Source organism: Sporanaerobacter sp. (assembly GCF_047830725.1).
GTDB lineage: Bacteria > Bacillota > Clostridia > Tissierellales > Sporanaerobacteraceae > Sporanaerobacter.
Genome location: NZ_CP181252.1, coordinates 1,148,851 through 1,161,965 on the forward strand (window position 1 = coordinate 1,148,851; position 13,115 = coordinate 1,161,965).

Consider the following 13,115-nt stretch of genomic DNA (forward strand, 5'->3'; position numbering starts at 1 on the left):
GATAGATTGGAGAGATGTAAATGTTAAACAAATCTATCATAGAGGATATTTTTTATACAGCACTTTCAAATGGTGGCGATTTTGTAGAAGTTTTTTTGGAAGATAATTATACTACAGAAATGGCTACTGTAGGAGGCTGTATTGAGAACGGAATGAGTGGTAGAGATTATGGTATAGGTATTAGAATTTTTAATGGTCTTAATAGTATTTATGCCTATACTAATGATTTATCAAGGGACAATCTCATAAAAATCACGGAAAAGGCGTCAAAGACTATTAAAGGAAATAAAAAGGATTTAGTCATAAATTTTGATAAGATAGTGCAACCCAATGTCCATAAATATAAAATACTTCCAAGTAATATAAAGATGAAGCAAAAAGTAGAGCTTATGAAAAGAGCCACTTCTGCGGCCCAAAATTATGATGATGAAATATCTCAAGTAACAATAAATTTTATAGACCAAGAACAAAATGTTCTTATAGCTAATACAGAAGGTGTTTTTGTAGAAGATAAAAGAGTCAGAACACGAATGCTAATGGTAGTAGCAGCAGAATATGGTGGACAAATGGAAACAGGTTATGTAGGACCTGGGGCTTTGATGGGCTTGGAGTTCTATGACACTATAGATATTGAAGACTATGCAAGAGAAGCAGCTAGGATTGCAAAAACTATGGTACATGCAGATCATTGCCCAGCAGGGGTAATGCCTGTTGTAGTAGATAATGGCTTTGGTGGATTAATGTTTCATGAAGCATGTGGTCATAGCTTAGAAGCTTCATCTGTATCAAAGGGAATATCTGTTTTTTCAAATAAAATAGGAGAACAAATAGCATCTAGTGTTGTTACATTGATAGATGATGGTTCTATTGAGAATTCATGGGGCTCACTTGGAGTGGATGATGAGGGCAAGAAAACTCAAAGAAATGTTCTTATTGAAAATGGGATACTAAAAAGTTATATGATTGATAAATTAAATGGAAGAAGAATGGGCATGGAATCTACAGCTTCAGGTAGGAGACAATCCTATAGATTTGCTCCAACCTCAAGGATGACTAATACTTATATAGATAATGGAAGTAGTACAAGAGAAGAAATAATAGAAAATACTGAATATGGATTATTTGCAAAATATATAAATGCTGGATCTGTAAATCCAGCTACAGGCGATTTTAATTTTTCCCTTTCAGAGGCCTATATGATTGAAAACGGCAAGATAACTAAACCTGTAAAAGGTGCGACTCTTATTGGAAATGGAAGCAAAATCCTCCAAGATGTAGATATGGTAGGAAACAATTTAAAAATAGGGCAAGGTTATTGTTTTGCTTCTAGTGGAGCGATATTTATAGGGGCAGGCCAACCTACTATTAGAGTTAAGTCAATGACGGTAGGTGGAAGGGAGGATGAATAAGTGAATACCCAATTGATATTTGATAGAGGAAAAGAATATGGAATTGAAGATATGGAAATTTATATGGTGAAGAATTCTTCTATGAATATAAATATATATGAAGGGAATTTAGAAGGCTATAGTATAGCGGAAGAAAATGCTTTGTCTTTAAGAGGAATATACAAAGGCAAAATGGGATATTCGTATACTGAAAAAATAACAGAAGATTCCATAGAAGAACTTCTTGGGAATTTAATTGAATATGCTGAAAGCAATGAAAAAGAATATATTGAAGTATTGGCAAATCCAAAAGAACAATATAAAAATTTAGGTAAAAAAAATAGTAAATTAAGTAAATATACAGAGGAAGAAAAAATAGATTTTTTGAAATCTATTGAAAAAGAAGCTTTTGATTATGATAAGAGGATAAATATAGTTGAAAATTGTAGCTATGAAGAGTATACAAATTGCGTATTTATAAAAAATACAAATGGATTAGAATTAGAAGATAAATATAGTATTGGAATTTTAAATCTTTCTGTTGTAGCTAAGGATGGAGAAGATGTAAAAACAGGATATTCATATATGGTCATTGATGACTTATTAGATGAATATAAGAATGTTTTAGTAAAAGATGCTGCTAGTGATGCTGTAAATATGCTTAATGCTACAACAATAGCATCGGGGAATTATGAAATAATACTTAGAAACAATGTAGCAGCTAATTTATTTAGCTCTATGGCCCAAGTTTTTTTTGGAGATATAGTGCAAAGAAATTTATCTATGATGAAGGGCAAAATTGGAGAAAAAGTAGGTAGTGATTTATTGAATATAGTGGAAGATCCTTTGCTTAGTAATGGTATAATTTCTAGAACTTTTGATGATGAAGGGAATCCTACATTTTCTAAATATATAATTGAGAAGGGTATATTTAAGACTTTTCTTCACAACACAAAAACTGCCGAAAAAGAAGGATTAAAATCAACAGGCAATGGATTTAGAACTTCTCATAAAGGTTCTATAGGAGTTTTACCAACTAATATGTATATTGGAAAAGGAGATTCTACTCTAGAAGATATGATAAATTCTATGAATATGGGAATTATGATTACTGATATACAAGGATTACACGCAGGAATCAATCCTATTTCAGGCGATTTTTCGCTATCTTCTAGTGGATTTTTAATAGAAAAGGGACAAATTTCTAAACCGATTTGTCAAATAACTATTGCAGGAAATTTCTATGATTTATTGGTTAATATAACTGCTATAGGGAATGACACTAAATTTTCGTTCCCAAATATGAACTATTTTGGCTCTCCCTCTATAAAGATAAATAGTTTAACAGTAGCAGGAAACTAAAAGAAGATGGTATATACCATCTTCTTTTAGTTTTAAAAGATTATTGATAAGGACTATAGAATAGAGTACAATATAAATTGGGATGAAATCAAGAAATAGCAGGAGGGATAAAAATGAAGAAGGTTGCATTTGTAGGTGGGTTACTAATAGATGGTACTGGAAGAGAGCCGGTTAAAAATTCACTGGTGCTTGTTGAAGACAAGAAAATTCAATATGCTGGGTCAATGATGGAATTTGGAGAAGATTATGAGAAAATAGATATCACTGGGAAAACCATTATGCCAGGTCTTATTGATACTCATCTTCATTTTAGTGGAAATCTAACTGACGATGATTCAGACTGGGTTCTTGAACCAGTTATTCAAAAGACAATAGTCGCTGTAGCACAAGCTCGTGAAGCATTAGAGCACGGACTTACATCTGTAGGAGAAATTTCTCGTTCGGGTATACATATTCGAAATATGATTGAAGCAGGTGTCATCCCTGGTCCAAGAGTAGTTGCAACTGGACTTGGATTTTGCAGGACAGCAGGACATGGAGATTCTCATAGACTGCCATTAGAATATAACGATGCCTCTCATCCTTGGGCTGAACGTGTAGATGGTCCTTGGGAGCTTAGAAAAGCTGTGAGAAGAAGAATTCGTGAAAATCCAGATGCTATTAAAATTTGGTCAACAGGTGGAGGAATATGGAGGCACGACGCAAAGGCTGATCCTCATTATTGTATGGAAGAAATTCAAGCAGTTGTTGATGAAGCCAATATGGTAGGACTACCTGTATGGTCTCATGCTGAAGGGTATGAAGGAGCATTAAATTCTTGTAAGGCTGGAGTATCAGCTATCATTCATGGTCAAGAATTAAATGAAGAATGTCTCCAAATAATGAAAGAAAAAGATATTACATTTTGTCCAACTCTTCAATTCTTCTATGAATGGTTTACTGTATATGAACCACCATATAGACCAATTCATGACAAGTATCCAGGAAAAACTACTGCTGAAAAAGAACTAAATCGTATTATTGACAATTTGCAAAATGCCAATAAAAAGGGTATTAGAATCACAGTAGGTTCTGATTCTTTCTGTAGTAGTTTGACTCCATATGGCAAATATGCTATCACTGAAATATATACACTTAACAAATCAGGACTAACGGAAATGGAAACTATAATGGCTGCAACCAAAAATGGTGCTGAAATGCTTAAAATAGATGATATAACAGGAACTCTTGAAAATGGCAAGTTTGCTGATTTACTTGTTCTTGATGGGAATCCATTAGAAGACATTCATAATATTGCTGTTGAAAAAATGGAAGTTATAATGAAAGAAGGAGAATTTGTTAAAAGAGCATAGTGAATAAAGGCCAAAAAATATCTTAGTGCAAAGCACTAAGATATTTTTTAAAAGACAGCTTATATTTCCGATACTTTCATATCCATTATTAAGAATCTGCTATTTAAAAGAGGACTTATAGTGTTTTTACTTACGCCTCTAAATGAATTTCCAAACATATCAAAGACATTTGAAGATACATTTAGTTCAGGAAGTCTTCCTACAAATTTTTCTCCATCAAACAAAAAGGCCAATTGCACAGGAGTCCCAAAATTTCCTTCTGGCGTAAAGTCTCCACCTGAGGCCATTAGTACGAAGATTCCCATTTCACCGCCCAACAATTCCTTGGCAGTTTTTTCCGATTCTTTAATTTTCAATTCTGGAATTCCCAATGTAGGTACTCCATCATATTCGCTAGTTGCAGCTCCAGTTAAATCTAGATTATATTTTCTAGATGTTTTCTTATCTGTATAGGGTGCCATAACAATACCATTTTCAATTAGAGTATATCTATAGTCTTTATTTATAACTCCTTCTGCATCAAAGAATGGAAGGAAGGTGTCTAAAGGATTGTTGTTTTGGTACAATGTAAAGTTTTCATTGAATACCTTTTTACCTTTTTTGCCACTTAACAATGAGCTATTGCTGCCAAAGTTATTTCCATCTAAATCCTGAACAAGTTTCTTTAAGGGCAAAGTCTCATCTGTAGCAAATACAACAGGGAATATTTCTTTTTTTGGAAGATCTACTTTGTTTTTGTAAGCATTACATACATGGTTGATATCTTTTAATGCCAAAGAGCGATCATATTTTCTTCCCCAAAAACCTACAAAGCCATCCATTATGTTTACAGATTTTTTTTCTTTAAATAACAATTCCAATGAGATGACTCTATCTTTATATGATAAATCAAGGCCCTTGTCATTTACAAGCTTAATATTATATTCATTGAGGTTAAATTTATGAGAGAAATAGAAGTCGGATTGTTCTTTTCTAAGTACGCTCAACAGTTCTTCAAGTTCTTCTACCAATTTATCTTCTTCGATTATTTTTAAAGAAAAATCTTCGTTTTGTACTTTGTTTTCTTCAAGTTCATATTCATATGGGATTTTATTGTCAAGGGTAGCTTTTGCTCTTTTTTCCAATTCGGCTTCTTCATAGTTTCCAATAGCACCTGCATATCCGATATATCCGTTTTCGTATACTCTAAGTCCTGTTTTTTCAATATCTTTATGTCTAATAGAATCTATTCTAGTCTGGTTGACATTTATTGATACTTCTTTAACTCTACTTGTATATTTTTCTTTAACCATTTATCTCCACCTCCTATTGAACATTTAAATTTTTAACTCTGACGAAAGGTCCGCCGAAGCCTACTGGCAGAGGAAATTGTTCCATTTTTCCACATCCGCCCAATATAAAGCAAAGTATTTCAACTTCATCAGAAAGGCCATCTATTTCATTTAAAGTTTCCATTACATTTCCAGTGACTACTGAAATATTCACTGGCTCTGCAATTTTACCATCCTTTATATAATAGGCAAGGGATGGTGCTATTGTGAAAGTTGACATTCCAGATCCATGTTTTATGGTTTCTATATATATTCCCTCTTTGACTTCAGAGAAAAGTTCATCTTTTGTTTTATTTCCAGATTCTATATATGTGGTTGTCATTCTAACGATAGGTTCATATTCAAAATTCATTGCTCTAGCATTTCCAGTTAATTCTTCTTCTAGATAATGAGCTGTAATAGCACTGTGAAGTCGTCCGCTAAGTATACCGTTTTTTACAAGATAGGTCTTTTCAGCCTTTGTGCCTTCATCATCAAAAGGTACATATCCACTTCCACTTACATTGCCATCATCTACAATAGAAAGTATATCGCTTCCAACTTTTTTTCCTATAGCCCATTCTTTTTTCATGGTTTCATCGCCTATCATAAAGTCAGATTCACTTTTATGGCCAAAGCTCTCATGGGCAAATACTCCTGCAGCTAATGGAGATAGTACGACTGTGTATTTTCCCGGTTTGATAGGTTGAGAATTTAATAGAAAATCTTCACATTTTTTGATATAAGATTTACATTCTTCTGTTTTACCTTTTATATCATTAAAATTGGTGGAAGACTTTTGAAAACTTTCTGAAAACCTTTTCTCACCTTTAACAAATTGCATCCTTATGGAGAGACCAACAACTTGTGTATCATATAGAATTTTTGCACCTTTGCTGGAATAAAATTCTTTGTTTGTTTTTTTATCTACATAAATGGTTTTCCAATGTTTAATGAGTTCATTTTCTCGTAGTATTGGGAAGTATTCTTTTAATAAATTTTGCTTTTCATCAATTCCAATTTTAGTTACATCATTATCTTTAAATTTAATTAAATTTTCTATATTTACTTGAAATTTTGCAACAATGGGATCATCGTCTATTTTTTGATTAGGTTTTGCATAGGAAGATAGAGAATTTATTTCTTTTTGAATATTTTCTATATTTGATGTAGAACTATAATACCATCTTTCGCCATCAAATATCCTTATAAAAGCTGCTTTATAACTTCTAATTTTAGATTCTTCAATTTCTCCCATAGTGTAAATAATTTTTGTTTCATATACATCTTCTATACGGACATCTGTATATAGACCTTTTGGGAAATCAAACATAAGCATGCCTCCTTTTATATTGATAATATCATCAAATAGCATCAAATAGCATTATATCATATTGGGAGATATTAGTTTTAAATTATTATGTTATAATAAAATAAATCATGAATATAGGAAAATACTAAAGGGAGGGAGAATATGAAACTTATTTCTTGGAATGTAAATGGAATTAGAGCTTGTATGAAAAAAGGATTTTTAGATTATTTTAAGGAAGTAGATGCAGATATTTTTTGTATTCAAGAGACGAAATTGCAAGAGGGGCAGATAGAACTAGATTTAGAAGGATACTATGACTATTGGAACTATGCCGAGAAGAAAGGCTATTCAGGTACAGCTGTATTTACGAAGAAGAAGCCTTTATCTGTCAAATATGGAGTAGGTATTGAAGAACATGACAAAGAAGGAAGAGTTATAACATTGGAATACAAAGATTTTTATTTAGTCAATGTATATACACCAAATAGTCAAAGAGAACTGGCAAGACTTGAATATAGAATGGATTGGGAAGATATGTTTAGGAGTTATTTATTAGAGTTAGATTCTAAAAAGCCTGTCATTATATGTGGGGATTTGAATGTAGCCCACAAGGAAATAGACTTAAAAAATCCAAGTATAAATAGGAAAAATGCAGGTTTTACTGATGAAGAAAGAGGGAAAATGACAGAACTTTTAAATTCTGGTTTTATAGATACATTTAGATATTTCTATCCTGACAAGGAAGAGGCTTATACTTGGTGGTCATATATCACAAAAGCCAGAGAAAGAAATGCTGGTTGGAGAATTGATTATTTTCTCGTGTCTAAAGAGCTTGAAGATAGGCTTATAGCTGCAGAGATTCATTCAGATGTCATGGGCAGTGACCATTGTCCTGTAGTTCTTGAGATAAAATTAAAATAATTTTTAAGCATATTGTAATTGATTTTTAGAAAAAAGATGATATATAATATAACATATAAAACATTATAGATAAAAATTTTAAAAAAGGAGCTAATAGTAATGAACATTGTTTACAAAGGCAAGACAAAAGATGTATATTCTTTAGAAGACGGAAATTATTTACTTAAGTTTAAAGATGATGTGACAGGTGAAAATGGGGTATTTGATCCAGGAGCAAATACAGTGGGACTTACTATGGAAGGAGCAGGTAGAGCTGGACTTAGGCTTACAAAATATTTTTTTGAATTGTTAAATGAAAAAGGAATACCTACTCACTATATAGATGCAAATATTGAAGAAGCAACTATGACAGTAAAGCCAGCTAAAGTATTTGGGAATGGAATTGAAGTAATATGCCGTTATAGAGCAGTGGGAAGTTTTTTACGTAGATATGGTATGTATGCAAAGGAAGGTCAGCCTTTGGATGCTTTTGTTGAAGTGACTCTTAAAGATGATCTTCGTCAAGATCCTCCTATTACTGAAGATGCACTTGATATGTTGGGAATATTATCCAAAGATGAATACAAAGTGTTAAAGAATTTAACACAAAAAATAGGGAATATTGTAAAAGAAGAATTAGCTAAAAAAGGTATTGAATTGTATGATATAAAATTTGAATTTGGTAGAATAGGCGAAACCAATGAAATTGCTCTGATAGATGAGATATCAGGCGGGAATATGAGAGCATATAAAGATGGTCAGTATATAGAACCATTGGAATTAGAAAAACTTATGTTGGAAGATTAAATTTTTATATGCTATAATTTTACTCATTGCATAAAAAGTTATATATTTATATAATAATGAGTAGTATTATAAATATAATTCATGAGGGGTTATGTGCTGTGGGTAAAATTGATACAGATAAAATTTATGAAGTGTTAAAAAGAAGGATAATTGAATTGGATTATGAACCAGGTGAGGTACTAAATGAGGTTGATGTGGCTAATGAATTCGATATAAGTAGAACTCCTATAAGGAAAATATTCCAACAGTTGAGCAATGACAAATTGCTCAATATAATTCCAAGGTTTGGAGCCCAAGTCACGCCTATTGATTTTAAGTACATGAAATCAGTTTTTGAAGTAACTAGAATATTGGACCCTTATGCAGCAAGATTAGCTACGGAAAGGATTTCAGATGGAAATATTCGTGAGTTAGAAACTATACTTCATCGTCTTGAATCTTATGATATAGTTGAAGATTATCAAGAGGCAATAAATGATGATGAAAGATTTCACAACATCATATTTTTAAGTAGTGAAAATCCTTGCTTAGGTGATGTTCTCAGTAGTCTCCATATACACACTGAAAGATTATGGCACTATTCTGAACAATATATAGATTCTATGGCGATATTTACCGATACATTGGGAAAAGTCCTAGAAGCTATAAAAGAAAAAGATATGGATATGGCAGAAAAATATGCAAGAGAACATATTGATGCTTTTGTAGAAAAAATAAAACAAGAAATGCTTTAAAAATTTTTTGGGAAAAGTCCTAGAATTATTTAAAAAAATAGTTCTAGGACTTTTTTTGCGAAAATTTCCATGAAAGAATGTAGAAATTTTAACAAAATTCTTAAAAGGACTTGAAGGATTTCTAAAAAATATATATAATATACTTATCAAATATTTATAGTATACAAGTAGAATACAAATTGTTTTATTTTATTTTGAAAGGAGGCGAAGAAAAGCGAAATTTCTAATAGTTACAAACAATCCACGTGTAAAAGATAAGTATGAAAATGTACATTTTGTAGAAGGCTCATTTTTAGATGTACTGATAAGTGTTAGAGATTTGGTCCATAAAGATTTTGTATTGGTGAGTCATCCACTTGGGGCAAGTATTAGAATGCTTTTTTCTCCTTATCGTTCTATAATAGTTGGAGAAAAAGTAGAAGAAATCGATGTTTTTAGTGTAGAGATTATTGAAAATAGTATTATCAGTTATAAAAAACATATGGAAGTGAGAAATGCAGACTGGGACAACAAGGAAGACTACCAATTAATTGACAATGAACTTTTAGAATCAACACTAAAAAGTTTAAATAGCAATTCTTGTGAAAGTTGTATTTAAAAAATTCGGAGGTGATTTGCTTGAAATTAGAACTTAGAAGAATTCACATAAAAGATATACAGTTTGGGGACAAACTTGCTGTAGAAAATGGGGTTCTAACTGTAAACAAAGAGGATTTAATTGAAAAGCTTAAGGAAGATGAAAGAATTAAGGATATAAAAGTTGATATTGCAAGACCAGGAGAAAAGGTAAGAATTATTCCAGTAAAAGACGTGATAGAACCTAGAGTAAAAATTGAAGGGGCAGGAAACGGTTTCCCTGGAGCATCAACTAAAATAGCTCAACTTGGAGATGGAAAAGTTAATGTACTATATGGTGCTGCTGTTGTAACAGTTGGAGATATTGTAGGTTTCCAAGAAGGTGTTGTGGATATGTGGGGAGAAGGAGCAAAATGGACACCTTTTTCCAAAACTTATAATCTAGTTGTAGATATAACTCCTGTTGAAGGATTGGATCCACATACTCATGAGGCTACTGTAAGACTTGCTGGTCTTAAAGCAGCAGAATTTATTGGCGAAGCAGGAAGAAAAGTTGAACCAGATGAAGTTCTAACTTATGAGATGGAAAGCAATGCTTTAGAAACTAAAAAATATCCAGATTTGCCAAAGGTATTATATGTAGAAATGCTTATTTCACAAGGATTGCTTCATGATGGTTATATATATGGTGTAAATAGCCAACTTATATTGCCAACCCTTATTCATCCAAATGAAGAACTTGATGGTGCTGTAATCAGTGGGAACTGTGTAGCAGCTTGTGACAAGATTACAACTTATCAACATCAAAACAATTCAGTAATATTGGATTTATATGCACAACATGGGAAAACAATAAACTTCTTAGGAGTAATATTGACTCCAGAGCTTACTACTTTGGAAGGTAAGTTCAGAACTTGTGATTATACCGCAAAATTGTGTAAGACTCTTGGAGCAGATGGTGTTATCGTATCAGAAGAAGGTTATGGAAATCCAGACTCAGACTTAGTTATGATTTGCAAGAGATTAGAAAATGCAGGAATAAAAACTGCTTTAATCACTGATGAATGTTCAGGAAGAGATGGAATGAGTCAACCTTTAACTGATACAGCAAGCGAAGCAGTAGCTGTTATATCTACTGGAAACGTAAGTCATGTTGTTACATTGCCACCTGCTGATAAGGTAATAGGAAATGCTGAAAGCATAGCTACTCTAGCAGGAGGATGGGATGGAGCTCTATTGGAAGATGGAACACTGATGTGTGAATTAAATGCTGTAATAGGAGCTACTTCAGAAATAGGATATCATAATTGTACAGTTAAATTGTACTAATCATATGGAAGGGAGGATGTAGAATATGGCAGAGAAATACAAAGTACTATACTATGTAAATCAGTTTTTTGGTCAGATAGGCGGAGAGGATAAGGCAGGAATAGAGCCTATGTATAAAGAAGAAACCGTAGGACCAGCATTAGGATTTAATGGACTTATAAGTGAAGAAGGGGAAGTAATAGGTACTATTATTTGTGGAGACAACTATTTTAATGAAAACAAAGAAGAAGCTATGAAATTTATTCTTGACATAGTTAAAAAGACTAATCCAGATATAGTAGTTACAGGTCCTGCTTTCAATGCAGGGAGATATGGAATGGCTTGTGGAGAAATTGCAAAAGCCATTGTAGAACAATTAAATATTCCTGCAGTGACTGGAATGTATGTCGAAAACCCAGGGGTAGATGTTTGCAAGGGACAAGTAATAATTGCTAGTACATCTGATTCAGCAGCAGGAATGAGAAAAGCATTACCAGTTATGGCAAATATAGTGAAGAAGTACTTCCAGAAGAAGAAGGTTATATACCACAAGGAAAGAGACTTACTGTTTTTTCAGATAATGGCGGCTGCAGGTTTTTCCATAGGGCTTGGAAACATATGGAGATTTCCATATTTAACAGCAGTGTCAATGGTGGAGGGGCTTTTGTATTTGTATATTTAATAATTTGTGCATTGATAGGTATTCCTTTGTTTACAATGGAAATGAGTTTAGGAAGAAAAACTCAAATGAGTTCAGTAGAAGGTATGAGATCTCTTACAAAGAAAGGTAGTCCTTGGGTATTATTTGGCTGGTTTGGAGTACTTTCGGCATTTGTAATTTTGACTTATTATATTTTGACTTATTATATACAGATAATGGGATGGATATTAGCTTATTTATTTAAGATGATTTCAGGCAGTTTAGCTGGCCTTACAGCAGAAGGATATGCACAGGCTTTTGTTGATTTTACATCAAATACTGGTGCAGTAGCTGGAGCTACATTGGCATGTGCTATAATTATTGGACTTATTTCTGCTAAAGGATTAGAAAAGGGTATAGAAAAAGCATGTAAGATAATGATGCCTACATTGTTTATAATGCTTATTATATTAGCTATAAGATCACTTACTTTACCTGGAGCAATGGAAGGACTTAAGTGGTATTTAAGAGTTGATTTTTCAAAAATAAATGGACGTGTTTGGCTTGATGCACTAGGTCAATGCTTCTTCTCAATAGGTATAGCTAGTGGTGGAGCATTTATCTATGGTAGTTATCTTAAAAAAGATAGTGATATACCAACAGATGGACTTATAATAATAGGATTTGATACATTGGCAGCATTGATAGCAGGTGTAGTTATATTCCCAGCAATATTTGCATTAGGACTTCAACCAGATGCAGGTCCAAGTTTATTATTTGTTACTATGTCAAATTTATTCTCTCATATGCCAGCAGGTAATTTCTTTGGTGGAATGTTCTTTTTATTGGTATTCTTTGCTGCACTTTCTTCAGCATTGGGATATTTAGAGCCTATAGTTACAACTGGAACAGAATTATTTAAGATGAATAGAAAAAAAGCTGTATGGGTAAGTTTGGCTCTTATATTCATCATAGGATTTCCAACTATAATGGCTCAAGGGCCATGGGCAGATATAAAAATTGGTGGAAGAAACTTCTTTGACTTTGCAGATTATTTATCTGGAAATATTATGATGCCTTTAGGTGCGTTGATATTGTCCTTATATACACTATTTGTTTGGAAATTTGATAAATATCAAGAAGAAACAAATATTGGAGCATCTAAATTTAAAGTATATGATTGGTGGGCTCCATTAGTTAAATTTGTTATTCCAGTAGCATTAATTATAATACTTATCACAGGAATGTTTTAGTAGGGAAAAATTTTATATAAAAGTAGACTTAAAAAATAACGGAATGAAATTTCATTCCGTTATTTTTTTTAACAATTTTTCCAATGTAGATTGTATCAAGGTTCTATGCCCAAAAAAAGAATAAAAAAATCCTCATAAAAAAGTTGACTAATGGTCATTATAAGGGTATAATA

General features: G+C 32.4%; 12 protein-coding genes. 10 read left to right on the top strand and 2 right to left on the bottom strand.

Annotated elements, in window-relative coordinates; all coding sequences use genetic code 11:
- The first annotated feature begins 20 nt into the window (after positions 1-20).
- The 3 genes from ACFWUA_RS05660 to ACFWUA_RS05670 all read left to right on the top strand — a co-directional run bounded on the left by ACFWUA_RS05660 (position 21) and on the right by ACFWUA_RS05670 (position 4,102).
- On the top strand, positions 21-1,409 hold the full coding sequence (locus ACFWUA_RS05660; protein ID WP_416197099.1) for a TldD/PmbA family protein: 1,389 nt from the start codon (positions 21-23) through the stop codon (positions 1,407-1,409).
- Entirely contained in the window at positions 1,410-2,750 is a 1,341-nt protein-coding gene (locus tag ACFWUA_RS05665; RefSeq protein WP_416197100.1) for a TldD/PmbA family protein, read from the top strand. It abuts the gene before it with no gap.
- Positions 2,751-2,863: 113 nt separating this feature from the next.
- Positions 2,864-4,102, top strand: coding sequence for an amidohydrolase family protein (locus ACFWUA_RS05670; protein WP_416197101.1), 1,239 nt, complete (start codon positions 2,864-2,866; stop codon positions 4,100-4,102).
- A 59-nt stretch (positions 4,103-4,161) separates the two neighbouring features.
- Here ACFWUA_RS05670 and ACFWUA_RS05675 read toward each other — a convergent pair whose 3' ends face one another.
- Together ACFWUA_RS05675 and ACFWUA_RS05680 are read right to left on the bottom strand one after the other, a co-directional pair.
- Entirely contained in the window at positions 4,162-5,394 is a 1,233-nt protein-coding gene (locus ACFWUA_RS05675; RefSeq protein WP_416197102.1) for a metallopeptidase TldD-related protein, read from the bottom strand.
- 13 nt (positions 5,395-5,407) lie between these two features.
- Positions 5,408-6,745 carry a TldD/PmbA family protein gene (locus tag ACFWUA_RS05680; protein WP_416197103.1) on the bottom strand — a complete coding sequence of 446 codons (1,338 nt, stop codon included), beginning with the start codon at positions 6,743-6,745 and terminating at the stop codon, positions 5,408-5,410.
- A gap of 141 nt (positions 6,746-6,886) precedes the next feature.
- Between ACFWUA_RS05680 and ACFWUA_RS05685 the strand changes: the two genes are divergently transcribed.
- The 7 genes from ACFWUA_RS05685 (at position 6,887) to ACFWUA_RS05715 (ending at position 12,942) form a co-directional block, all read left to right on the top strand.
- Positions 6,887-7,645: an exodeoxyribonuclease III gene (locus ACFWUA_RS05685; protein WP_416197104.1), complete on the top strand. Its 759-nt coding sequence runs from the start codon at positions 6,887-6,889 to the stop codon at positions 7,643-7,645.
- Positions 7,646-7,744: 99 nt separating this feature from the next.
- Positions 7,745-8,431: a phosphoribosylaminoimidazolesuccinocarboxamide synthase gene (locus ACFWUA_RS05690; RefSeq protein ID WP_416197105.1), complete on the top strand. Its 687-nt coding sequence runs from the start codon at positions 7,745-7,747 to the stop codon at positions 8,429-8,431.
- Positions 8,432-8,529: 98 nt separating this feature from the next.
- Positions 8,530-9,165 (top strand): GntR family transcriptional regulator, encoded by a 636-nt coding sequence (locus tag ACFWUA_RS05695; RefSeq protein ID WP_416197106.1) that lies wholly within the window; start codon positions 8,530-8,532, stop codon positions 9,163-9,165.
- Between the two features lie 226 nt (positions 9,166-9,391).
- Entirely contained in the window at positions 9,392-9,763 is a 372-nt protein-coding gene (locus tag ACFWUA_RS05700; RefSeq protein ID WP_416199180.1) for a GrdX family protein, read from the top strand.
- 20 nt (positions 9,764-9,783) lie between these two features.
- Complete coding sequence (locus ACFWUA_RS05705) at positions 9,784-11,070, top strand: glycine/sarcosine/betaine reductase component B subunit (protein ID WP_416197107.1); 1,287 nt, start codon at positions 9,784-9,786, stop codon at positions 11,068-11,070.
- Between the two features lie 25 nt (positions 11,071-11,095).
- A complete protein-coding gene (locus ACFWUA_RS05710) occupies positions 11,096-11,731 on the top strand; it encodes a glycine/betaine/sarcosine/D-proline family reductase selenoprotein B (RefSeq protein ID WP_416197108.1) in 636 nt (211 codons plus the stop codon).
- Positions 11,668-12,942, top strand: a complete 1,275-nt coding sequence (locus ACFWUA_RS05715; RefSeq protein ID WP_416197109.1) for a sodium-dependent transporter — start codon at positions 11,668-11,670, stop codon at positions 12,940-12,942. The genes ACFWUA_RS05710 and ACFWUA_RS05715 overlap by 64 nt, the downstream gene beginning before the upstream one ends.
- The last annotated feature ends 173 nt before the right edge of the window (positions 12,943-13,115 follow it).

What these genes read in the sequence shown, in the direction of transcription:
- ACFWUA_RS05660 (WP_416197099.1), top strand. Translation starts at nt 21, where the DNA reads ATGTTAAACAAATCTATCATAGAGGATATTTTTTATACAGCACTTTCA.
- ACFWUA_RS05670 (WP_416197101.1), top strand. Translation starts at nt 2,864, where the DNA reads ATGAAGAAGGTTGCATTTGTAGGTGGGTTACTAATAGATGGTACTGGA.
- ACFWUA_RS05675 (WP_416197102.1), bottom strand. Translation starts at nt 5,394, where the DNA reads ATGGTTAAAGAAAAATATACAAGTAGAGTTAAAGAAGTATCAATAAAT.
- ACFWUA_RS05680 (WP_416197103.1), bottom strand. Translation starts at nt 6,745, where the DNA reads ATGTTTGATTTCCCAAAAGGTCTATATACAGATGTCCGTATAGAAGAT.
- ACFWUA_RS05685 (WP_416197104.1), top strand. Translation starts at nt 6,887, where the DNA reads ATGAAACTTATTTCTTGGAATGTAAATGGAATTAGAGCTTGTATGAAA.
- ACFWUA_RS05690 (WP_416197105.1), top strand. Translation starts at nt 7,745, where the DNA reads ATGAACATTGTTTACAAAGGCAAGACAAAAGATGTATATTCTTTAGAA.
- ACFWUA_RS05710 (WP_416197108.1), top strand. Translation starts at nt 11,096, where the DNA reads ATGGCAGAGAAATACAAAGTACTATACTATGTAAATCAGTTTTTTGGT.
- ACFWUA_RS05715 (WP_416197109.1), top strand. Translation starts at nt 11,668, where the DNA reads ATGGAGATTTCCATATTTAACAGCAGTGTCAATGGTGGAGGGGCTTTT.